Raw genomic sequence first — 22,786 nt, forward strand, 5'->3', positions numbered from 1 at the left:
ATGCAACGCAGAACCCTCTTGTCCGCCCTGGCCGCCGCAGGCGCCACTTCCGCCGCCCCCTGGGCCGCTGCACAGCAGGCCGCCTGGCCCGACCAGCCCCTGCGCTGGGTCGTGCCGTACCCGGCCGGCGGCGGCACCGACGTGCTGGCGCGCACCGTGGCCGAGGCCATGCGCCAGACCCTGGGCCAGCAGATCATCGTGGACAACCGCCCCGGCGCGTCCACCAACATCGGCGCGCAGATGGTGGCCACCGCCAAGCCCGATGGCAACACCTTCATGTCGGCCGACAACGCCGTGCTGGCCTTCAACGAGCACCTGTTCACCAAGCTGCCGTTCAACCCGGAAAAAGATTTCACCTACGTGGGCGGCATCAGCCGCTTTCCGCTGGCGCTCGTGGTCAACCCCGCGTTCGAAGCCAAGACGGTGAAGGAATTCCTGGCCTACGCGCGCGCCAACCCTGGCAAGCTCAACTACGCATCGCCCGGCAACGGCTCGCCGCACCACCTGGCGATGGAGATGTTCAAGAACCGCACCAAGACCTTCCTCACCCACATCCCCTACCGGGGCGCCGCGCCTGCGCTGCAGGACGTGATGGGCGGGCAAGTGCCCTGCATGTTCCTGGACCTGGCCGCCGGCCTGCCGGTGATCACCTCGGGCAAGGTGCGCGCCCTGGCCATCGGCTCGGCCAAGCGCGTGGCCGCATTGCCCGACGTGCCCACGCTGGCCGAAGCCGGCGTGCCCAACACCGAGGTGTTCGCGTTCCAGGGCATCTTGGCGCCCGCCGGTTTGCCCGCGGCCATCACCGCGCGTTTGAATGCCGACCTGAACAAGGCCCTGCTCAACCCCGCCGTGGTCAAGCGCATGAACGACTTCGGCATGGAAGCCCTGCCCGGCACGCCTGAGCAGTTCCGCGCCATGGCGCGTGCGGAATCCAAGCGCTGGGGCGAGATCATCAAGGCTGCCGGGGTGAAGCTGGACTGACCGCTCTGAGAGGCGGCGCCGCATTCCCCAATGGATGCGTACCCGGTGGCTCGCCCAAGCCAGTCCCCGGGTGCACTTGCCGCAGACACGCCCTTTTCAGCCAGGGGCGTCTTGCCGCCTACTCCGGCAGGTGGCACACCGCTTCCACGTTGTTGCCTTCGGGGTCGATGACGAACGCGCCGTAGTAGTGCGCGTGGTAGTCGGTGCGCAAGCCAGGGGCTCCGTTGTCTTTGCCGCCCGCGGCGATGGCCGCGGCGTAGAAGGCGTCCACCTGCGCCCGGTTCGGCGCGCGCCAAGCCAGGTGGCAGCCCGTCGTGGCCGGTGCGCCGCCGTAGGGCGAGGGGCCGTCGATGAACCACACATCGGCCTTCTTGCCGTCGGGCTCGGACGCATCGGGGTAGGCAAAGCCCAGCATGTTGGAGCCGTAGTTGCCCTCGAAGCACAGGCTGTAGCCCAGGGGTGCCAGGGCGGCGCTGTAGAACTGTTTGGCGCGCGCGATGTCGGTCACGCGGAAGGTCATATGGTCAATCATGGGAGTGCTCCTTTTTGGGGGTATGGCGTGCATGTCTCTGTTCTCTTCATGCACCACCAATACTGTATTTAAATACAGTATCAGTGGCAAGCGCCAAAACGCCCCGCCCGGTGGCGCAGCCTCCCCGCCGCTGCGGAGCCAGTTCCCGTCAGTTCCACCCCTCCAGCACCAGCTTGCCCCGGGCCTTGCCGCTTTCGATCAGCGCATGCGCGCGCTTGAGGTTCTCGGCGTTGATGGTGTCGAACCGCTGGTCCAGCGTCGTGCGGATCAGCCCTGCGTCCACCAGTAGCGCCACTTCCGTCAGCAGCCGGTGCTGGCCGATCATGTCGTCGGTGCCGAACAGCGCGCGCGTGAACATCAGCTCCCAGTGCACCGACACCGACTTGCGCTTGAACTTCGTCACGTCGAGTGACACCGGGTCGTCGATCAGCGCGAACCGGCCCTGCGGCGCGATGGCCTCCACGATCTGGTCGAAATGCGCGTCGGTCTGCGTGAGGCTCACGATGATGTCCACCGCGGGGTGGCCGATGCGCGCCAGCTCCTGCGTCAGCGGCTTGCTGTGGTCGATGACGTGGTGGGCGCCCAGATCGCGCACCCAGGCCTGCGTCTCGGGGCGCGATGCGGTGCCGATCACCGTGAGACTGGTCAGCCGCGCCGCCAGCTGCGTAAGGATGGAGCCCACGCCGCCGCTCGCGCCGATGATGAGCAATGTCTTGTGGGTGGGCTGCTTGCCGGGCGCCACGCCCAGGCGGTCGAACAGCAGCTCCCATGCGGTGATGGTGGTCAGCGGCAGGGCGGCGGCTTCGGCAAAGTCCAGCGACTTCGGGGCGTGGCCGACGATGCGCTCGTCCACCAGGTGCAGTTCGCTGTTGGTGCCGGGGCGGGCGATGGAGCCTGCGTACCAGACGCGGTCGCCGGGCGCAAAGAGCGTCACGTCCGGGCCCACCGCGCGCACGATGCCGCTGGCGTCCCAGCCCAGCACCTTGTGGTCGGGGCCGTCGCCGCTGCGCGCGCTGCTGTTGCGCACCTTGGTGTCCACGGGGTTGACCGACACCGCGTGCACCTCCACCAGCAGGTCGCGGCCAGTGGCCACGGGGTCGGGCAGGGTGATGTCGAGCAGGGCGTCGGGGCGGTCGATGGGGCCTGGGTGGGTGTAGCCGATGGCTTTCATGGGGAGGACTCCGGGGTGGTCAAACAAGGGGTGAAGCGATGGAGCAATGGTCAGGTTTATGACCTTGTTTGCAAATGGGTAGGCGATTGAATTCATATTCAATGAAAATTTGCAAATACCGGTTGCCGTCCCTCCCGCCACCTCTCAGACAAGACCCCATGAAAAGCCTGCAAGACCTCGACATCTTCGTGCGCACCGTGGACAGCGGCAGCCTGTCGGCCACCGCGCGGGCGCTGGACCTCACGCCCGCAGCGGCCAGCGCTGCCCTCAAGCGCCTGGAGGCCGAGCTGGGCGTGGCGCTTTTCGTGCGGTCCACCCGCAGCCTGCGGCTCACGCAGCAGGGCGCGCTGTTTCTCGAGCACTGCCGCCCCGCACTGGCCGCGCTGTACCAGGTGCGCGGTCAGCTGCAGGGTGGGCGCGCCAGTGCATTCGAAGGAACGCTGCAGCTGGCGGCGCCGTCCGACCTGGGGCGCAATGTGCTGCTGCCCTGGCTGGACGCATTCCAGTCGGAGCACCCGGGCGTCGACATCCGCCTGCAGTTGTCCGACCGCGTGGCCAATGTCTACAGCGAGCCCGTGGACGCAGCCTTTCGCTACGGCAAGCCGCAGGACTCCGGCCTGGTGGCGCTGCCCCTGGCGCCCGACCACCGGCGCGTGCTGTGCGCCGCGCCGGCCTATGTGCAGGCCCACGGCGCGCCGGACGCGCCGCAGGCGCTGGCCGACCACGTCTGCCTGTGCTTCATGCTCGGCAGCGACGTGCACGACCGCTGGCGTTTCTGGGACGCGGCGGGCCAGGAGGTGCTGGTGCGCGTGCGCAGCCGCAACGTGGCCAACGACGGCGACGCCGTGCGCCGCTGGGCCGTGCTGGGTCGGGGCATTGCCTACAAGTCGTACTTCGACGTGGCCGACGACCTGGCCGCCGGACGCCTGGTGCCGCTGTGCCCGGGCTTTGAGACCGAAGCCGTGCCGCTGTACCTGGTGGCGCCCAGCCGCCACCAGATCACGCCGCTGGTGCGTGCGCTGCGGGACTTCATGGCCGAGCGGCTGCAGTCGCTGGCCAGTGCGGCGCCGGGCCCTGCACGGGTAGGGTAAGTACACACGGCTGCCCCCACCCTGGCCGCAGGTGCCATGGCAGCGCAGGTGCCCAGCGCACAAGGCCGCATCCGGCGCCTTCTGTGCGGTGGCCGTGCGGTGTTTGTGCAATGTTCGTACGCTTGCCGCTACAGTCGGTCACCGCCGGGCCCCCTGTGCCGCGCGACAAGTCCACCGCCCACCAGGAACCCGCCGCTTCCATGTCCGTACCCGCCCCACCCGAATGGACCGCCGCATTGCGCCGCGCCCTGCCGCTGGCCGCCCTGCAGCCCGGCGATGTGGACTACTTCCTGGTCAGCCCCGGCGGGCGTTATGTGGCCTGCACGACCCATGCCCTGCACACGGTGCTGATCGACACCGCGCAGCGCCGCTACGCCGTGCTGGCCGACTGGAGTGTGCGCGGGCTCGACGATGCATCGGTCGAGCTGGAGTCCGACGAGACCCGCAGGCAGGCGTTCCCGGTCTATGCCGACCTGTGGCAACCCGCATTCACCGACCCGGCGCTGCCCTGGCAGCCGGCCAGGGACTGACCCATGGCACCTGTCACCCCTTCAGCGTTTCGCGTACCCGGCGCGGTCTGGGCCGGGTGGGGCGTGCTGGCTGTGGGGCTGGGTGCCTCGGTGGCCATGGCCAGCGGTTTTGGGCAGTCCATGGCCTGCGGCACGTTCGGCCTGGACTGCGTGGCGATGGCTTTCGGCATGCTGCTGTTCACCTTGTGCGTCACGCTGGTCCTGCTGCTGCGGGGCTGGAACGCCATGCGTCGCCATGGCGCGCAGGGCGGCGCGTGGGCTTGGCTCGTCAAGGTGCTGACGGCAGGCACCGCAGGCGTGGTGGCACTGGCGATTGTGGTTCTGCTGGGGTTCGTGGTGCTGGTGGTGGTGCGATAGGTCGTCAGGGTGGGCAGGGCGGGGCAGGGTAGGCCTTGAGCGCTGGGTGGTTGGTAACCACAGCTCGCCTGCCATCGAAGGCCGTCCCGAAGTGCCCCCGGGCCTGTCCGTGTTGTTGCCAAGGCGACCGGCAAGCCGGGCACGCCAGCGACACAATGCACCCCCCACCCAAGGACTGCCAGGATTGCCATGCTGAACTTCGACTTCCACAACCCCACCCACATCGCCTTCGGCCAGGGCCGCATCGCCGACCTGAACAAGCTCGTGCCCGCCTCCGCCAAGGTGCTCATCCTCGTGGGCGGCGCCAGTGCCGAGAAGACCGGCACGCTGGCCGAGGTGCGCACGGCGCTGGCCAGCCGCCAGCACGCCACCTTCAGCGGCATCGAACCCAACCCCAGCTACGAAACCTCGATGAAGGCCGTGGCGCAGATCCAGGGCGGCGGGTTCGACTTCCTGCTCGCGGTGGGCGGCGGCTCGGTGATCGATGCCGTGAAGTTCATCGCCGCAGCCGTCAAGTTCGAAGGCGGCGACCCCTGGGCCATTCTGGAAAAGCACGGCCGCAACGTCACCGCCGCGCTGCCCTTCGGCGCCGTGCTCACGCTGCCCGCCACGGGCTCCGAAATGAACAACGGCGGCGTCATCACCCACCGCGCCAAGGGCGCCAAGCTGGCCTTTGGCAGCAATCACACCTACCCCGTGTTCTCGGTGCTCGACCCCACCAAGACCTATACCCTGCCGCCCCAGCAGTTGGCCAACGGCGTGGTCGATGCGTTTGTGCACACGGTGGAGCAGTACCTCACCTACCCGGTCAACGCGCCCGTGCAGGACCGTTTTGCCGAGGGCATTTTGCAGACGCTGATCGAGATCGGCCCGCGCCTGCTGGCTGCCCCCGAGCCCGTGTACGACGACCGCGCCAACCTCATGTGGGCGGCCACGATGGCGCTCAACGGCCTGATCGGCGCGGGCGTGCCGCAGGACTGGGCCACGCACATGATCGGCCACGAGCTGACCGCGCTGCACGGCATCGACCATGCGCGCACGCTGGCCATCGTGCTGCCCGCGCTGCTGCACGAGCGCCGCGGTGCCAAGCGCGCCAAGCTGCTGCAGTACGGCGAGCGCGTGTGGGGCATCACCACCGGCACCGACGACGAGCGCATCACCGCCGCCATCGAGCGCACGCGCAGCTTCTTTGAAAGCATGGGCATCGCCACGCGCCTGTCGGGCTATGGCCTGGGCGCCGACACCGTGGGCGCCGTGGTGGCGCAGCTGGAGGCGCACGGGATGCTGCAGCTGGGCGAGCAGCGCGAGATCACACCCGCCGTGAGCCGGCGCATTCTCGAAGCGGCGCTGTAAGCCAACGCCGCAACCTGCGCCGCACCAGGCGCATCTGCGCGGATTGAGGGTACGGTGGGCGGCTTTACGTTTCACCTCACCCCCAGAAAGGGATCGCTATGGCCCACATCCTCATGGTTCTCACGTCCCACAGCGAGTTGGGCGACACCGGCAAGAAAACCGGCTTCTGGCTCGAAGAGTTCGCCGCCCCGTACTACGTGTTCAAGGACGCGGGGGCCGAGGTGACCCTGGCATCGCCCCAGGGCGGCCAGCCCCCGCTGGACCCCAAGAGCGATGCGCCCGATGCGCAGACCGATGCCACGCGCCGCTTCAAAAGCGATGCCGCCGCACAGGCGCACCTGGCCAGCACCCTGAAGCTGTCGGAGGTGAACGCGGCCCAGTTCGACGCCGTGTTCTACCCCGGAGGCCACGGCCCGCTGTGGGACCTGGCATACGACACGCAGTCCATCGCCCTCATCGAGGCCACCCTGGCCGCTGGCAAGCCCCTGGCCGCCGTATGCCACGCGCCTGGCGTGCTGCGCGGCGTCAAGGCGGAAGACGGCACGCCGCTGGTGCGCGGCAAGAACGTGACAGGCTTCACCAACGGCGAGGAGGCCGCTGCGGGCCTGACGGACGTCGTGCCCTTCCTGGTGGAGAACATGCTCATGTCCCACGGCGGCCTGTACACCAAGCAGGCCGACTGGCAGCCGCACGTGGTCACTGACGGGCTGCTGATCACCGGGCAGAACCCGGCGTCGTCGGAGCCGGCGGCGCAGGCGCTGCTCAAAGCGCTGGGTTGACGCCCACGGGGTGGCCGGGAGGCTGGCTACCTGCACGGGCCACCACCCGCCCACCCAGCGCGCGTTCGCGCCTGGCTCGCGCACGGCTCGCGCCCGTCGCCTGCCGTTTCGCGCCACGCCCGCGCATTTCGTCGCATCCCGCTGCCTCTGCCGGCCCGCGGTGCCTACAGTGCCGCCATGCCGCACCGACCGTCACTCCACGGTCGCGGCCCCTGGCACTCCAAGACGAAAGGCGCACCGTGATCCTCCTCATTCTTCTTTCCCTCGCCCTGCGGTGGGCAACGCGGCACATCCGGCCCGTAGCGGCCACCGCCTTCGTGGCGCTGGCCACGCTGTCTGGCGCCGCATCGGCCCAGCACGCCGGCCTGCGCACCCTGGTCGTGCCCGGTGACGAGCCGATCAACGTCGCGCTGTTCTACCCCACCGTGCGCAGTGCAGGCGCGGTGCAGCTGGGCCCCTGGCGCCCAGTGGTCGGCCTGGGTGCGCCCGTGTCGGCCGAGCCGCTCAAGGGGCTGATCCTGGTGTCGCACGGCACGGGCGGCAATGAACTCGCGCACCACAACCTGGCCACGCGCCTGGCGGCCGAGGGTTACCTGGTGGCCGCCGTGCGCCACCCGGGCGACAACTGGCAGGACCGCTCCATGATCACCTCGGGCCGCTACTTCGGCGAGCGCCCCCGCCAGGTCAGCCGCGTGCTCGACGCGCTGCTGGCCAGCTCCGAGTGGGGCCCGCGCATTCCGGCCGGCCGCATCGGCGCACTGGGCCACTCGGCCGGCGGCTACACCGTGCTGGCCCTGGCCGGCGCCCAGGCCGAGCCCGCCCGTGCTGCGCAGCACTGCCGCAGCGTGCAGGACGACCCCGGCTTCTGCGGCCTGGCCCAGGGCCCCAAGGCGCCGCAGCCGGCCGCTGCCAACGCTGCAACACCCGCCAATCTGGTGCCGGACGGCGCCCTGGTCTCCGTGCCCGACCCGCGCATCCGCGCCGTCGTGGCCCTGGCGCCCATGGCCGTGGTGTTCACCCCCGAGAGCCTGAAAGCCGTGACCGTGCCAGTGCTGCTGCGCGTGGCCGAGCAGGACGCCGTGCTCACAGGCAAGTACCACGGCGGGCTGGTGGCCGCGAATCTGGCCACCGCGCAGGCGGCCACCGTGCCGGGTGCCGGCCACTTCGCCTTCATGGCCCAGCCCAGCCAGAGCCTGCCGTCCGACGCGGGCGACGCCGCCGCCAATCCGGCGGGCTTCGACCGCGTGGCCTACCACGCGGTGCTGGAGGCGCAGGTGGTGCAGTTCTTCGCGCAGCAGTGGAAGTGAGCGAGGAGGGTGGGCGGCTGCGTTCTAGCTACAAATGACCAAGTGGCCCGCGAAGTCTGAAACTGGCGCTGCCCAAGCCAGTGCTCCCGCACAAGGGCCGCCCCGCAGTGCTGGGAGCGTCCCCCTCCCGTAGCGCGCAGCGCGTAGAGAGAGGGGGAAGGCGCGAAGCGACTCAGGGGGTGTTTCATCTCAATACGGCAGGATTCCGGGCAGCAGCGGCCGGGCCAGCCGCTCGCACCACCACTTGAGCGCCTCGCCCCGGTGCTCGGGCTTCCAGGCCAGCCAGAAGGTTTCATCAGCGCGGGGCTCCTCCACCGGCACCTCCACCAGGATGCCGTTTTCCAGCTCCACCCGCACGCAGGCGCGCGGCACGAAGCCGTGGCCCAGCCCGGCGGCCTGGCAGGCGATCTTGGCCTGCATCGACGGCACGGTGATGCGCCGCTGGCCCGACAGCAGGCCCACCGTGCGGTCCGACAGCGTGCGCGCCCCGTCGCCCACCACCACGGCCGTGTGCTCCAGCAGGTCGCTGCGCGTGAGCGGCCGGCCCATGCGCGCCAGCGGGTGCGACGCGGTCACGCAGAACACGAAGTCCAGGCTGCCCACCGCCACGGCCTTGTAGCCGCCGCCGGCGGGGCCTTCGCCCGCCGCCACGATGATGTCGGCGCGCCCGTCGCGCAGCGCCTCCCAGGTGCCCGTCAGCGCCTCGCAGCCGATGCGCAGGCGCGTGCCGCAGTCCAGCCCCTCAAAGGCCGCGATGTCATCGTTGAACGCGCTGGTGGGTATCAGCGAGTCGTGCACCAGCCGCAGCTCGGACTCGAACCCCGTGGCGATCTGCCGCAGGCGCGATTCGAGCTGCCGCGCCGAGGCCAGCAGCCAGCGGCCCTCCTTGAGCAGCTCGTGCCCCGCGGGCGTGAGCGCCACGCGCGGCCCGTTGCGCGTGAACAGTGCCAGGCCCAGTTGCTCCTCGAGCTTGCCCACGGCATAGGAGATGGTGGACGGCACCTTGTGCAGCCGCTCCGAGGCGCCCGCGAACGAGCCGTAGCGGGCAATCGCATCCACCAGTTCGATGGCTTCGAGGGAGAGTTTCAGCATGGCAAAAAGGCCCGGAATTTCAATCATCGAAATTATCGATGATTGCGGGCCAAACCTTTCAACCTGACGCCCTGCCATGCGCCGGATACTTCATCCATCGCAGCACTGAAGCCCAATGAAATCCAGCAGATTTCAAACCGGACACCCAGTGTGAAATTCATCGACAGACATTGAAAGGAAGACACCATGATCGACATCCGCAAAGCCCAACACCGCGGCAACGCCAACCACGGCTGGCTCCATTCGCGCCACACCTTCTCGTTCGGCCACTACCACGACGCCCACCAGCAAGGCTTTTCCGACCTGCTGGTCATCAACGACGACCGCGTGGCCCCGGGCAAGGGCTTCGGCACCCACCCGCACCGCGACATGGAAATCTTCTCGTACGTGCTGGAAGGCGCGCTGGAGCACAAGGACTCCATGGGCACCGGCTCGGTCATCCGCCCCGGCGACGTGCAGATGATGAGCGCCGGCACCGGCGTGCGCCACAGCGAGTTCAACCACTCGGGCGAAGAGCCCGTGCACTTCCTGCAGATCTGGATCGTGCCCGGTGCCCGCGGCGCCGCACCCCGCTACCAGCAGGTGCACTTCAGCGAGGCCGACAAGCGCGGCCGCCTGCGCCAGATCATCTCGCCCGAAGGGACCGACGGATCGCTGGCCGTGCACCAGGACGCCCGGGTGTACGCCGGCTTGTTCGACGGCAGCGAAGAGTCGGCCGATCTGGACGTGGGCCCGGGCCGCAACGTGTATGTGCACGTGGCCCGCGGCAGCCTGGAAGTGAACGGCGAGCGGCTGTCCGAAGGCGACGGCGCCCGCATCCGCGACGCCGGGGCCCTGCGCTTTGCCCACGGCGAAGGCGCCGAGGTGCTGGTGTTCGACCTGCGGCCCAACGAGCTGCCCACGATGCCGCACTGAGCGGATGGGGCGCCGCTGAGGAGCGGGGTGGGCGATGCCGCCCATCCCTTGCGCCCCGGCCCGCCGCATTGCCTTGACTCGTTTTTTTTGTTTGTTCTTCTTCTCGACGTACTTCATCTTCAATTCCAGGGAGCTCACCATGACCCACGCCAACACGACAACGACCACGACTGCCAGCGCCAACGCCGCCCGCCCCGTCGCCTACGCCAAGCCCGGCGCCACGCTGCTGAACGCCGACGACCACACCCTGGTCATGATCGACTTCCAGTCGCAGATGGCCTTTGCCACGCACTCCATCGACGCGATCACGCTGCGCTCCAACGCCGGCCTGGTGGCCAGCGCCGCCGCCGGGTTTGGCGTGGACACCATCCTCACCACGGTGGCTGAGAAGAGCTTCAGCGGCCCCATGTTCGAAGAAGTGACCGCACCGTTCCCGGGCCAGGCGCTGCTGGACCGCACCTCCATGAACACCTGGGAGGACGAGGCCGTGATCGCCCGGGTCAACGCCATCGGCAAGCCGCGCATCGTGCTGGCCGGCCTGTGGACCAGCGTGTGCATCGTGGGCCCGGCGCTGTCGGCGCTGGACCAGGGCTTCGAGGTGTATGTGATCGCCGACGCGAGCGGCGACATCTCGGCCGAAGCCCACAACCGCGCCATGGAGCGCATGGTGCAGGCCGGCGCGCGGCCCATCACGGCATTGCAGTACCTGCTGGAACTGCAGCGCGACTGGGCGCGGGGCGAGACGTACGACATGACGACGGGCATCGCCAAGAAGTTCGGCGGGGGCTATGGCCTGGGCATCACCTACGCCAAGACCATGTTCAACGCCCACGAAGGTTAAAAAGGGCGCATCAACCTACTGCGCGGCCGGATCCCGCACCTGTGGTCCTCACCGTACGAGAGTACGGTTGCGGTCCTCGGCGCAGGCTTCGGCCGCTCGCTACGGCTGCTGCACCCTTTTTGCGCTCTGCCATTGCTGAAAGTTCGAAGCCAGAAGACCATGACACAACCTGCCCAAACCCCCGACCTCATCCTGCGCAACGGGCGCTTCACCACGCTGGACCGCGCCAATCCCACGGCCAGTGCGGTCGCCATTGCGCTAGGGCGCTTCACCAAGGTGGGTGATGACCGCGAGGTGATGGCGCTGGCCGGTGCGGGCACGCGGGTCATCGACCTGGGTGGGCGCAGCGTGCTGCCGGGGCTCATCGACAACCACCTGCACATCATCCGCGGCGGCCTCAACTTCAACATGGAGCTGCGGTGGGACGGGGTGCGCAGCCTGGCCGATGCCATGGCCATGCTCAAAGCCCAGGTAGCGGTGACGCCCGCGCCGCAGTGGGTGCGCGTGGTGGGCGGCTTCACCGAACACCAGTTTGCGGAAAAGCGCCTGCCCACGCTGGCCGAGCTGAACGCCGTGGCGCCGGACACGCCCGTGTTCATCCTGCATTTGTACGACCGCGCATTGCTCAACGGCGCCGCGCTGCGCGCCGTGGGCTACGGCAAGGACACGCCCGCGCCGCCCGGCGGCGAGATCGTGCGCGACAGCGCGGGCAACCCCACGGGCCTGCTGCTGGCCAAGCCCAATGCGGCCATCCTGTATGCCACGCTGGCCAAGGGCCCCAAGCTGCCGCACGACTACCAGGTCAACTCCACGCGCCACTTCATGCGCGAGCTCAACCGCCTGGGCGTGACCGGCGCCATCGACGCAGGCGGCGGCATGCAGAACTACCCGGATGACTACGACGTGATCCAGGAGCTGGCCGATGCTGATCAGCTCACCATCCGCCTGGCCTACAACCTGTTCACGCAAAAGCCCCAGCATGAGAAGGAAGACTTCCTGAACTGGACAGCCACCTCGCAGTACAAGCAGGGCACGGACTACTTTCGCCACAACGGCGCGGGCGAGATGCTGGTGTTTTCCGCCGCCGACTTCGAGGACTTCCGCCAGCCCCAGCCCGAGCTCGCGCCCGGCATGGAAGGCGAGCTGGAAGAGGTGGTGCGCATCCTCGCGCAGAACCGCTGGCCCTGGCGCATGCACGCCACCTACGACGAGACCATCGAGCGCGCGCTCAACGTGTTCGAGAAGGTCAACCAGGACACGCCGCTGGCCGGCCTGAACTGGTTCTTCGACCACGCCGAGACCATCTCGGAAAAGTCCATCGACCGCATCGCCGCCCTGGGCGGCGGCGTGGCCGTGCAGCACCGCATGGCCTACCAGGGCGAGTACTTCGTCGAGCGCTACGGCGCCGCGGCGGCCGAGGCCACGCCCCCGGTCAAACGCATGCTGGAGAAAGGCGTCCACGTGTCCGCCGGCACCGACGCCACCCGCGTGGCCAGCTACAACCCCTGGGTATCACTGTCCTGGCTCGTCACCGGCAAGACGGTGGGTGGCCTGCAGCTCACGCCGCAGCGCAACTGCCTCACCCGCGACCAGGCCCTGCGCATGTGGACCGAGAACGTCACCTGGTTCAGTAACGAGCAGGGCAAGAAGGGCCGCATCGAGGCGGGCCAGCTGGCCGACCTCGTCGTGCCCGACCGCGACTTCTTTGCCTGCCCCGAGTCCGACATCGCCGACACCACCGCCCTGCTCACCGTGGTGGGCGGCAAGGTGGTCTATGGCGTGGGCGACTTCGCGCGCTTCGACGACGCGGCCCCGCCGCCCGCCATGCCCGACTGGTCGCCCGTGCGCACCTTCGGCGGCTACGGCGCCTGGGGCGCCCCGGGAGGGCCGGACGGCGCGCCGCTGCAGGCCGTGCTGCGCAACGCGGCGGCGAACTGCGGCTGTGCCAGCGACTGCAACCTGCACGGCCACGCCCACGCCACGGCCTGGAGCAGCAAGCTGCCCGTGTCCGACCTGCAGGGCTTCTGGGGTGCGCTCGGCTGCGCCTGCTGGGCGGTGTGACGGTGCAGCACGCATTGCAAACCGCCGCCACCGCCCCCTGGGTGCAGACGCTGGCGCTGCTGTGCCTGTGCGCCGCGTACCTGCAGGGCGGCATCGGCAAGGCCCGCGACTTTGCCGGGGCCGTGGCCGAGGTGCGCTCGCTCGGCCTCGCGCCCGCCGCGCCCATCGCTGCCGCCACGCTGGTGCTGCAGCTTTCGGCCTCCGCGCTCATCCTGTCGGGCTGGTACCGCTGGCTGGGGGCGCTGGCCCTGGCGGGCTTCACCGTGCTTGCCGCCTTGCTGGCAGACCGCTTCTGGGCCGCGCCGCCCGCCGATCGGCAGCGCAGCGCCAACGCATTTTTTGAACATTGGGGCCTGGTGGGCGGCATGCTGCTCGTCGCCTGGCACGACCTCGGAGGCCACCATGCCGGATAACCAACACGATCGTCACCACCACCACACCCCTGCTGCGCCCGCGCCGGCATCGGCTGCTCCGGCGGCTTCCGGCAGCTTCGCGCCGCTGGCCATCCCCGTCTTCGCGGTGCTCTGGGCCGCCACCGTGCTGGGCAACATCGGCAGCTTCATGCGCGACGTCGCCAGCGCCTGGATGGTGACCGAACTCTCGTCCAGCCCCACCGCGGTCGCGCTGATCCAAACCGCCGCCACGCTGCCCGTCTTTCTGCTCGCCATCCCTGCGGGCGTGCTGTCGGATATCCTGGACCGCCGCCGTTTCCTCATCGGTGTGCAGGTGCTGCTGGCCGCCGTCAGCGGCACGCTGCTCATCCTGGCCAACACCCACACGCTGACGGTGGAGTGGCTGGTGGCGCTGACCTTCGTGGGCGGCATCGGCGCTGCGCTCATGGGCCCCACCTGGCAGTCCATCGTGCCCGAACTGGTGCCGCGCAGCGAACTCAAGAGCGCCGTGGCGCTCAACTCGCTGGGCATCAACATCGCACGCGCCATCGGCCCGGCGGCGGGCGGCCTGCTGCTGGCCAGCTTCGGCGCGGCCATGGCCTACGGCCTGGACGTGCTGAGCTATGTGTTCGTGATCGCCGCGCTGCTGTGGTGGAAGCGCCCGAAGGCCGAGGCGTCAGGCCTGAACGAGCAGTTCTTCGGCGCCTTCCGCGCCGGCGTGCGCTACGCCCGCGCCAGCCACGAGCTGCACGTGGTGCTGCTGCGCGCGGCCGTGTTCTTCCTGTTCGCCAGCTCCGTCTGGGCGCTGCTGCCGCTGGTGGCGCGCCGCATGCTGGGCGGCTCGGCAGGCTTCTACGGCGTGATGCTGGGCGCCGTGGGCGCAGGCGCCATCCTGGGCGCTGTGCTGCTGCCCCGCTTGCGCCAGCGGCTCGACACCGATGGCCTGGTGCTGCTGGCATCCCTGCTCACCGCCGCCGTCATGGGCGTGCTGACCGTGGCCCCGCCCCAGTGGGCCGCCGTGGCGCTGATGCTGGTGCTGGGCCTGGGCTGGATCATCGCGCTGACCACCCTCAACGGCGTGGCCCAGGCCGTGCTGCCCAACTGGGTGCGCGGCCGCGGCCTGGCCATCTACCTCATGGTCTTCAACGGCGCGATGGCCGCTGGCAGCCTGGGCTGGGGCCTCATCGCAGGGCAGGCCGGTTTGCCGGTCACGCTGCTGATGGGCGCGGCCGGGCTGGTCGTGGCGTCGCTCATCTTTCACCGCGTGAAGCTGCCCACCGGCGAGGCCGACCTGCAGCCATCGAACCACTGGCCCGAGCCCCTGCTGGCCGAGCCCGTGGCGCACGACCGGGGCCCGGTGATGGTGCAGATCGAATACCGCATCGCCAAGCCCGACCTGCCCGCCTTCCTGCAGGCCATGCAGCGCCTGTCCCAGGAACGCCGCCGCGACGGCGCCTACGCCTGGGGCGTGGCCGAACACACGGGCGAGCCGGGCCGCGTGATCGAGTGGTTCCTGGTCGAGTCCTGGGCCGAGCATTTGCGCCAGCACCACCGCGTGTCCAAGGCCGATGCGGACCTGCAGGCGGAGGCTTTGCGGTTTCACCAGGGAGCGGAGCGGCCCGTGGTGCATCACTTTTTGGCGCTGGGGGCTGAGGATGCCGAAGCTGAAGCAGGCAATGGCGATGCCCGTAAAGCCCCAGGGTCATGACTCTCTGGTTAGCGTCGACTGGTTGCGCGCGCGGAGGGCTCGCTGGGTTGCTGACAGAACGCTCATAATTCCCCGTCCATCAGCCTTGAGAGCCCCCTTGCTTCCACAACACCTGCCCGGCCTGAACCAGCGCACCCCCTGGCTGTCGCTGCGGCCAGGGGGGCGCACAGCCCCTGAAGTATTGGCTCGACGCCTAGCCTTCGTCAGCCGCAAGCCTGCCGGAGAGGACGCCCTATGACGGCTCTGCAAGCACCATCCGACCTGTTGACCCGCATTCGCCAGATCTGGGAGTCTGCGCGCACACAGGCGGCCCGCTCGGTCAATACGGCGCATGTGTGTGCCAACTGGCTGATCGGCCAGCAGATCGTCGAGGCCGAGCAGGGCGGCGCCAAGCGTGCAGAGTATGGCAAGGCATTGCTCAAAGCGTTGTCATCGCAATTGACGGCGGACTATGGGGACGGGTTTTCCGTCAGCGCGCTGCAGTACATGCGCAGTTTCTTCCTGGCTTACCCCGACCTGCTGGCAAAACAACACGCACTGCGTGTTGTTTTGGATGTGGGACAGATTCAACACGCAGTGCGTGATGAATTGGGTGCGGATACTGATGGCGATTGGCGGCCCGGAGCGTTGCACCCGGGCTTGTCATGGACGCACTACCGCACGCTGCAGAAAGAGGGGCGCCGCGCAGTGCGTGACTTCTATGAAATCGAGGCGGTGAACAACGGCTGGTCTGCCCGCCAGCTGGAGCGGCAGATGCATTCTTTCTTGTTCGAGCGGCTGGCCAAGAGCCGCGACAAGAAAGGCCTTCTCGCTCTGGTCAACGAAGGGCAGGTACTGGCCCGGCCTCACGATGCCATCAAAGACCCCTATGTGCTGGAGTTTTTGAATCTGCCGGAATCGCATCGCTTGGTGGAGTCGCGCATCGAAGAAGCCTTGATCAACCAGCTGCAATCCTTCCTGCTGGAGTTGGGCAGCGGCTTTGCTTTCGTGGGGCGGCAGCGCAGGCTGACGCTGGATGGCGATCACTTCTACCCCGACCTGGTGTTCTATCACGTCAAGCTCAAGTGTTATGTCGTGATCGACTTGAAAGTGGGCAAGCTCACCCATGGGGACTTGGGCCAGATGCAGTTGTATGTGCACTATTACGACCGCGAGGTCACCGGCCCGGGTGACAACCCCACGATCGGGCTGCTGTTGTGCAGCGAAAAGAACGACGCGGTGGTGCGCTACGTGCTCGGTGACCAGAGCGAGCAGATATTTGCGAGTCGCTACCAGTTCGCCCTGCCCAGCGAGGACGCCTTGCGCGCAGAAATTCAGCGCGAGCTCGAACAGTGGGAGCAAGCGGCTCCCAAAGCGACGCGCAAAGCGACGCGCAAAGCGAGTGTGCCCCGTACGTCGAGCCAGCCAGCAGATGCGGGTAAAGCCGTCAAGCGAGCAAAACCCGCCAAGGCAACCAAGGCGGAGGTCAAGCCCAAGGTACCGGTCAAACCGGTGAAGGTTGCAAAGCCCCGCACGAAAACCCCAGCGTCAAAAAGCCGGCTTCAGTGATTCGGGGCGGGTCTGGCGCTTCTACGCAGCCGGTGCCCAGATCTGCTGCATCCGCCGGCTGCATTGTCGGAGCACTCAGGAAGACACCGCCGGTTCAGCGCAAGCCTCCACCTCCACCAAACAGTCATAAAACGTCGGCGCGCGCCCCAGGTCCGTCAGTGCCTGGCTCGTCACCTCGTTCACGTTCGTGCCATCGAGCCCCAGCTTGCGCCACCAGATGCCCAGGCCGTTGACCACGCCGGGGCGGGCGCGGCGCGAGACGGTGGCGTGGCACTGGTAGCTGCCGCGGTCGTTGAACACGCGCACCACGGCGTCGTTGCCGATGCCGCGGGCTTCGGCGTCGTCGGGGTGGATCTCCAGGATCGGGCGGCCTTCGATGTTGCGCAGGCTCGTCACGTTTACGAAGGTGGAGTTCAAGAAGTTGCGCGCGGGCGGCGAAATCATGGCCAGCGGGTAGCGTGCGTCGGTGCCCTGCAGCTCGTAGTTGGGCAGGTGGTCGGGCAGGCCGTCCAGGCCCTGGGCTGCCAGGCGGGCGCTGTAGAACTCGCACTTGCCTGACGGTGACGGGAAGTTGCCTTCGGCAAACAGCGCATCGGGAATGGCCACCGTGGCAAAGCCCTGGGATTCGAGCAGCGCGTAGTCCACCGCATCGCCGAAGGCCTGGCGGCACAGCGCCTCGTCGGTGTCGGCAAAGCAGGCGTCGGCAAAACCCATGCGCGCGGCCAGGTCGCGGAAGATCTGCGCGTTGCTGCGGGCTTCGCCCAGCGGCGCAATCGCGGGGCGGTTGAGCACCACGTCGGTGTGCCCGTAGGACAGGTGCACGTCCCAGTGTTCGAGCTGCGTGGTAGCGGGCAGGATGTAGTCCGCGTAGTCCGCGGTGTCGGTCTGGAAGTGCTCCAGCACCACGGTGAACAGGTCTTCGCGCGCAAAGCCGCGCACCACCTTGCCCGAGTCCGGGGCCACGGCCACGGGGTTGCTGTTGTAGACCACCACGGCCTCGACCTGCGGGCCGAAGGCGGGCGATGCTTCGCGCAGCAGGTCGTCGCCGATGGTCGTCATGTTGATGGTGCGCGGCACGCGCCCTGAGGCCGCCTGGGGCATCAGGTCGGGCCGCTGCAGCACCGCGCGCTGCGCCGGGAACTGGCCGGAGCTCGACAGCAGCAAGCCGCCAGCGCGGTGGCGCCAGGCGCCGGTGAGGGCGGGCAGGCAGGCCACGGCGCGCACGGCATTGCCGCCGCCGCGCACGCGCTGCATGCCGTAGTTCAGGCGGATGGCGGCGGGCTTCGTGGTTCCGTAGTCGCGGGCCAGCTGGCGGATCTGCTCGACCGGAATGCCGCAGACTTCGGCCGCGCGCTCGGGCGGCCACTGCAGGGCGCGCTCGCGCAGCGGGTCCCAGCCCAGCGTGTGGCGCGCGATGTAGTCGTGGTCCAGCCAGTCGTGGGCGATGAGTTCGTGCATCAGCGCCAGGGCCAGCGCGGCATCGGTGCCCGGGCGCAGGGCGATGTGCTCGTGGCACTTGTCGGCCGTCTCGCTCTTGCGCGGGTCGATGCACACCAGCCGGGCGCCATTCCTCTTGGCCTGCTGCGCGTAGCGCCAAAAATGCAGGTTGCTGCCGATGGAGTTGCTGCCCCAGATCAGGATGAGCTGCGATTCCGCGAAGAACTCCACCTTCATGCCCACCTTGCCGCCCAGGGTCTGCGTCAGCGCCTCAGCGCCCGCAGATGCGCAGATGGTGCGGTCCAGCAACGATGCGCCCAGTTGGTGGAAGAAGCGCCGGTCCATGCTCTCGCCCTGCACCATGCCCATGGTGCCGGCGTAGCTGTAGGGCAACACGGCTTCGGGATCGCGCGCGGCGATGGACTGCAGGCGCTGCGCAATGTCGTCCAGGGCTTCGTCCCAGCCCACAGGCGCGAACTGGCCGCTGCCCTTGGGGCCGGTACGCTTGAGCGGAGTGAGCACGCGCTCGGGGTGGTAGCTGCGCTCGGTGTACTTGCTCACCTTGGCGCAGAGCACGCCGTCGGTGTGCGGGTGGTCGGGGTTGCCCTGCACGCGGGTGGCCACGCCGTTGTCGTCCACGGTGGTGATCAGGGCGCAGGTATCCGGGCAGTCGTGCGGGCAGGCACCGCGCACCTGGATCGGGCCAGAAGGGAGGGAAATGGCGTCAGAAGGCGTGGACATGGGTGGGGCGATCGTTAAACTTCGTAGGAAGCGGCGTGCATATCGAACCAATATCCAACAAAAAGCCCGCCGCTTCACCGCAGACTGCCGGGGACCTGTGCGCAGGTTCTTGCCGGCAGCGCCGAGGTGTCAACCTCGTTGTGTTGACAGGAAGAGGGATTTCACCATGAAGCCAAAGGCATTGGGGCGCAGACAGTTTTCCATCGGTCTGGGCGCGGTCGCGCTCGGCGGTTTCCACACCGCGCAGGCCCAGGGCGAAGCCCGCATCGTACTGGGTCAGTCGGCCGCATTCACCGGCCCGGCCGCGCAGCTGGGCGTGCAGTTCAACCAGGGCGCCAAGCTCTTTTTCGACCAGTTCAATGCCCAGGGTGGGGTGGGCAAGCGGCTGGTCGAGATTCGCACGCTGGACGACGGCTATGAGCCCGAGCGCTGCGCGGAGAACACGAAGAAGTTCATCGCCGACGACGTGTTCGCGCTGTTCGGCTACATCGGCACGCCCACCAGCCTGGCTGCGCTGCCGCTGTTCACGCAGGCCAGGCTGCCGTTCTTCGGCCCGTTCACCGGGGCCGAGGCGCTGCGCCAGCCGTTCAACCGGCTCATCTTCCATGTGCGCGCCTCGTACTACGACGAGACCGCGCTCATCGTGCGCCAGCTCACCAACCTGGGCCTCAAGAAGATCGCGGTGTTCTACCAGAACGATGCCTACGGCAAGGCGGGGCTCGATGGCGTGACGAAGGCGCTGGCTGATCTGAAGCTGGCACCCGTCGCCACGGCCACGGTGGAGCGCAACTCGGTGGAGGTCAAAGCCGCCACCGACAAGCTCATGGCCGCCAAGCCCGACGCCGTGGTGCAGATCGCGGCCTATGCGGGCAGCGCGGCCTTCGTGCGCTCGGCGCGCAAGGCGGGGTTCGGCGGCACGTTCTACAACGTGTCGTTCGTGGGCACGCAGGCCCTGGCCGACGAGCTGGGCAAGGACGGCGCTGGCGTGGTCGTCTCGCAGGTCGTGCCTTCGCCCTACCAGCCCTCGCGCCAGATCACGCGCGAGTTCCTGGAGGCGATCAAGAAGGGCGGCGACAAGGTGCAGGCCAACTACTCCAGCATGGAGGGCTACCTGGCGGCCCGCGTGTTCTCCGAAGGCCTGCGCCAAGCGCAGGCCGGCGGCAAGGGCCTCACGCGCGAGAGCTTCATCACCGGCACCGAAGCCATCGGCAACCAGACGATCTCGGGCTTTCCGGTGGCCTTCAGCGCCACGAGCCATGCGGCGTCGAAGTTCGTGGAGATGTCGATGCTGACCGGCGACGGACGTGTGAGGACTTGAGCCCGGATGGACGCGGGTTCGCGCCCCATCATTCAATACCCAGAACCGTTCGGGCTGAGCCTGTCGAAGCCTTGCGCGGCGCTTCGACAGGCTCAGCGTGAACGGTTGTGTATTTTTGAAAGTAAGGCTTCACGGGATTTGACTAGTCGATCGACGTAGTGCGCGCCAGCCCCTGCATGAAAGCTTCGCAGCGGCCGAGCTGTTCCAGGCTCACATACTCGTCGGGCTGGTGCGCCTGCTGGATGCTGCCGGGACCGCAGACCACGGTGGAGATGCCGGCGTTCTTGAACAGGCCAGCCTCGGTGCCGAAGGCCACGAGGGTGGTGCTCTTCTCGCCCGACAGGGTCTGCGCCAGGCGCGTGACGGGGTCGTCCTTGCTGCCCAGGAAGCTCGGGATTTCGCAGATGGTTTCAAACGAGAAGCCGGCCGCGGGCGCCACCTGTTTCATGCGCGGCTCCAGCGACTTGGCGTACGCCACCACCTCGGACTGCATCTGCGCGGCATTGGCCGTGGGCAGGTCGCGGAATTCGTAGCGGAACTCGGCGTCGCGCGGCACCACGTTGTCGGCGATGCCGCCGTGGAACTGCCCCACGCTGGTGGTCGAGAACGGCACATCGAAGCCTTCGAAGCGGGGCTCCTCGCGCTCGAAGCCCTCACCCATGTCGCGCAAGCGGCTGACCACACGGGCCGCCATCTCGATGGCGTTCACCGAGTGGGGCGTGAGCGATGAGTGCGCTTCCTTGCCGCGCACGCAGCACTTGTAGCGGTACACGCCCTTGTGGGCAATGGCGGGCACCATGCTGGTGGGCTCGCCCACGATGCAGGCCAGGGGCTTGATGTTCGCGTCGCGCAGGTCGGCGATGAGCTCCTTCACGCCAAAGCAGCCGATCTCTTCCTCGTAGCTGAAGGCCAGGTGCACGGCAAACGGTGCGTTGCTGTTCAAGAACTGCTCGGCCTGCGACACGGCGATGCCGATGAAGGCCTTCATGTCCGCGCTGCCACGGCCGTACAGGCTCGGGCCTTCGGGGCCGTCTTTGATCTGCGCGCTCAGCGGGTCCATGGTCCAGTCCTGGCCGTCCCACGGCACGGTGTCGGTGTGGCCCGACAGGATGATGCCGGCCGGTTTGCCCTCGCCCAGCGTGGCGAACAGGTTGGCCTTGGTCTTGTCGTCGTTGAAGGTCAGGCGGCTCTTCACCCCCAGCCTGGCCAGGTGGTCGCGGATGAAGTGGATCAGCTCCAGATTGGAGTTGTGGCTGACGGTGTTCATGCGCACCAGGGTTTGCGCAAGTTCGAGGGCGTGGGGCGAAATCATGGTGTGGACTGGTGATAAACCCGGGTTGGCACGTGGCTTGCTGTCGGGCTAGACTGTGAGATCGTAAGGATACATATCATGAACGTAATTGATTCCATCGTCACGCAGGCGGCCAGCATTGCCGCGGTGCGCAAGGACATTCACGCGCATCCCGAGCTGTGCTTCGAAGAGGTGCGCACCGCTGACGTGGTGGCCCAAAAGCTCACCGAATGGGGGATTCCGATCCACCGCGGCCTGGGCAAGACGGGTGTGGTGGGTATCGTCAAGGGGCGCGACGGCGGCGCCAGCGGCCGGGCCATCGGCCTGCGTGCCGACATGGACGCCCTGCCCATGCAGGAGTTCAACACCTTCGCCCACGCCAGCAAGCACCAGGGCAAGATGCACGCCTGCGGCCACGACGGCCACGTGGCCATGCTGCTGGCCGCGGCGCAGCACTTTGCCAAGCACCGCAATTTCGACGGCACCGTGTACCTGATCTTCCAGCCCGCGGAAGAGGGCGGCGGCGGTGCCCGCGTGATGATCGAGGACGGCCTGTTCGAGCAGTTCCCCATGCAGGCCGTGTACGGCATGCACAACTGGCCCGGCATGCCGGTGGGCACGTTTGCCGTGAGCCCCGGCCCGGTGATGGCGTCGACCAGCGAATTCAAGATCGTGATCCGCGGCAAGGGCGGCCATGCAGCGCTGCCGCACACCGGCATCGACCCGGTGCCGATCGCCTGCCAGATGGTGCAGACCTTCCAGACCATCATCAGCCGCAACAAGAAGCCGGTGGATGCGGGCGTGATCTCGGTCACCATGATCAACGCGGGCGAGGCCACCAACGTGGTGCCCGACAGCGTCGAGCTGCAGGGCACCGTGCGCACCTTCACCGTCGAGGTGCTGGAGCTGATCGAAAAGCGCATGCGCCAGATCGCCGAACACACCTGCGCGGCGCACGACGCCACCTGCGAATTCGCGTTCGTGCGCAACTACCCGCCCACCGTCAACTCGCCCGCCGAGGCCGAGTTCGCGCGCAAGGTCATGACCGAGATCGTCGGCGCTGAACATGTGCTGCCCCAGGAGCCCACCATGGGCGCCGAAGACTTTGCCTACATGTTGCAGGCCAAGCCCGGCGCGTACTGCTTCATCGCCAATGGCGACGGCGCGCACCGGGAGATGGGCCATGGCGGCGGCCCCTGCATGCTGCACAACCCGAGCTACGACTTCAACGACGACCTGATCCCGCTGGGCGCCACCTACTGGGTCAAGCTGGCCGAGCAGTGGCTGGCCCAGCCCACGGCGACGGCCTGAACGCCACCGCTCCGCCGCCGCTGATTTCTC

Annotated in this window: 20 protein-coding genes; 15 read left to right on the top strand and 5 right to left on the bottom strand. The window is 68.2% G+C overall.

Annotation, left to right across the window (positions count from 1 at the left end; all coding sequences use genetic code 11):
* Positions 1-981 carry a Bug family tripartite tricarboxylate transporter substrate binding protein gene (locus tag ACSQ3N_RS02910; RefSeq protein WP_436145539.1) on the top strand — a complete coding sequence of 327 codons (981 nt, stop codon included), beginning with the start codon at positions 1-3 and terminating at the stop codon, positions 979-981.
* Between the two features lie 118 nt (positions 982-1,099).
* On the opposite strand, the gene ACSQ3N_RS02915 is transcribed toward ACSQ3N_RS02910, so the two are convergent.
* Both ACSQ3N_RS02915 and ACSQ3N_RS02920 read right to left on the bottom strand, forming a co-directional pair.
* On the bottom strand, positions 1,100-1,513 hold the full coding sequence (locus tag ACSQ3N_RS02915) for a VOC family protein (RefSeq protein ID WP_436145540.1): 414 nt from the start codon (positions 1,511-1,513) through the stop codon (positions 1,100-1,102).
* Positions 1,514-1,661: 148 nt separating this feature from the next.
* A complete protein-coding gene (locus ACSQ3N_RS02920) occupies positions 1,662-2,684 on the bottom strand; it encodes a zinc-binding alcohol dehydrogenase family protein (RefSeq protein WP_436145541.1) in 1,023 nt (340 codons plus the stop codon).
* Positions 2,685-2,842: 158 nt separating this feature from the next.
* Here ACSQ3N_RS02920 and ACSQ3N_RS02925 point away from each other — a divergent pair, with 158 nt between their 5' ends.
* The 6 genes from ACSQ3N_RS02925 to ACSQ3N_RS02950 all read left to right on the top strand — a co-directional run bounded on the left by ACSQ3N_RS02925 (position 2,843) and on the right by ACSQ3N_RS02950 (position 8,101).
* Positions 2,843-3,775, top strand: coding sequence for a LysR substrate-binding domain-containing protein (locus ACSQ3N_RS02925; RefSeq protein WP_436145542.1), 933 nt, complete (start codon positions 2,843-2,845; stop codon positions 3,773-3,775).
* Positions 3,776-3,975: 200 nt separating this feature from the next.
* On the top strand, positions 3,976-4,305 hold the full coding sequence (locus ACSQ3N_RS02930; RefSeq protein WP_156371991.1) for a hypothetical protein: 330 nt from the start codon (positions 3,976-3,978) through the stop codon (positions 4,303-4,305).
* Positions 4,306-4,308: 3 nt separating this feature from the next.
* The gene (locus ACSQ3N_RS02935) at positions 4,309-4,662 is read left to right on the top strand and encodes a hypothetical protein (protein WP_436145543.1); all 354 of its coding nucleotides are present in this window, start codon (positions 4,309-4,311) and stop codon (positions 4,660-4,662) included.
* A 189-nt stretch (positions 4,663-4,851) separates the two neighbouring features.
* Entirely contained in the window at positions 4,852-6,015 is a 1,164-nt protein-coding gene (locus ACSQ3N_RS02940; RefSeq protein WP_436145544.1) for an iron-containing alcohol dehydrogenase, read from the top strand.
* A 98-nt stretch (positions 6,016-6,113) separates the two neighbouring features.
* A complete protein-coding gene (locus tag ACSQ3N_RS02945; protein ID WP_436145545.1) occupies positions 6,114-6,794 on the top strand; it encodes a type 1 glutamine amidotransferase domain-containing protein in 681 nt (226 codons plus the stop codon).
* Positions 6,795-7,033: 239 nt separating this feature from the next.
* The gene (locus ACSQ3N_RS02950; protein WP_436145546.1) at positions 7,034-8,101 is read left to right on the top strand and encodes an alpha/beta hydrolase family protein; all 1,068 of its coding nucleotides are present in this window, start codon (positions 7,034-7,036) and stop codon (positions 8,099-8,101) included.
* A 189-nt stretch (positions 8,102-8,290) separates the two neighbouring features.
* Here the strand turns inward: ACSQ3N_RS02950 and ACSQ3N_RS02955 are convergent, their stop codons facing one another.
* Positions 8,291-9,193 carry a LysR family transcriptional regulator gene (locus ACSQ3N_RS02955; protein ID WP_396505138.1) on the bottom strand — a complete coding sequence of 301 codons (903 nt, stop codon included), beginning with the start codon at positions 9,191-9,193 and terminating at the stop codon, positions 8,291-8,293.
* A 186-nt stretch (positions 9,194-9,379) separates the two neighbouring features.
* Between ACSQ3N_RS02955 and ACSQ3N_RS02960 the strand changes: the two genes are divergently transcribed.
* The 6 genes from ACSQ3N_RS02960 (at position 9,380) to ACSQ3N_RS02985 (ending at position 16,658) form a co-directional block, all read left to right on the top strand.
* The gene (locus tag ACSQ3N_RS02960; protein ID WP_436145547.1) at positions 9,380-10,108 is read left to right on the top strand and encodes a pirin family protein; all 729 of its coding nucleotides are present in this window, start codon (positions 9,380-9,382) and stop codon (positions 10,106-10,108) included.
* A gap of 139 nt (positions 10,109-10,247) precedes the next feature.
* Positions 10,248-10,949: a hydrolase gene (locus ACSQ3N_RS02965; RefSeq protein ID WP_436145548.1), complete on the top strand. Its 702-nt coding sequence runs from the start codon at positions 10,248-10,250 to the stop codon at positions 10,947-10,949.
* Positions 10,950-11,108: 159 nt separating this feature from the next.
* Positions 11,109-13,010: an amidohydrolase gene (locus ACSQ3N_RS02970; RefSeq protein WP_436145549.1), complete on the top strand. Its 1,902-nt coding sequence runs from the start codon at positions 11,109-11,111 to the stop codon at positions 13,008-13,010.
* 14 nt (positions 13,011-13,024) lie between these two features.
* A complete protein-coding gene (locus ACSQ3N_RS02975) occupies positions 13,025-13,423 on the top strand; it encodes a DoxX family protein (RefSeq protein ID WP_436145550.1) in 399 nt (132 codons plus the stop codon).
* A complete protein-coding gene (locus ACSQ3N_RS02980) occupies positions 13,413-15,110 on the top strand; it encodes an MFS transporter (protein WP_436145551.1) in 1,698 nt (565 codons plus the stop codon). The genes ACSQ3N_RS02975 and ACSQ3N_RS02980 overlap by 11 nt, the downstream gene beginning before the upstream one ends.
* 234 nt (positions 15,111-15,344) lie before the next feature.
* Positions 15,345-16,658 (top strand): PDDEXK nuclease domain-containing protein, encoded by a 1,314-nt coding sequence (locus ACSQ3N_RS02985; protein ID WP_436145552.1) that lies wholly within the window; start codon positions 15,345-15,347, stop codon positions 16,656-16,658.
* A gap of 75 nt (positions 16,659-16,733) precedes the next feature.
* On the opposite strand, the gene ACSQ3N_RS02990 is transcribed toward ACSQ3N_RS02985, so the two are convergent.
* Positions 16,734-18,836 (bottom strand): molybdopterin-containing oxidoreductase family protein, encoded by a 2,103-nt coding sequence (locus ACSQ3N_RS02990; RefSeq protein WP_436145553.1) that lies wholly within the window; start codon positions 18,834-18,836, stop codon positions 16,734-16,736.
* A 166-nt stretch (positions 18,837-19,002) separates the two neighbouring features.
* Here ACSQ3N_RS02990 and ACSQ3N_RS02995 point away from each other — a divergent pair, with 166 nt between their 5' ends.
* Entirely contained in the window at positions 19,003-20,154 is a 1,152-nt protein-coding gene (locus tag ACSQ3N_RS02995; RefSeq protein WP_436145554.1) for an ABC transporter substrate-binding protein, read from the top strand.
* 142 nt (positions 20,155-20,296) lie between these two features.
* On the opposite strand, the gene argE is transcribed toward ACSQ3N_RS02995, so the two are convergent.
* Entirely contained in the window at positions 20,297-21,466 is a 1,170-nt protein-coding gene (gene argE, locus ACSQ3N_RS03000; RefSeq protein ID WP_056422652.1) for an acetylornithine deacetylase, read from the bottom strand.
* 78 nt (positions 21,467-21,544) lie between these two features.
* On the opposite strand from argE, the gene ACSQ3N_RS03005 reads away from it, so the two are divergent.
* A complete protein-coding gene (locus ACSQ3N_RS03005) occupies positions 21,545-22,756 on the top strand; it encodes a M20 aminoacylase family protein (RefSeq protein WP_056165124.1) in 1,212 nt (403 codons plus the stop codon).
* Positions 22,757-22,786: the final 30 nt, after the last annotated feature.

The organism is Acidovorax sp. LjRoot194, assembly GCF_964253015.1.
GTDB lineage: Bacteria > Pseudomonadota > Gammaproteobacteria > Burkholderiales > Burkholderiaceae_C > Acidovorax.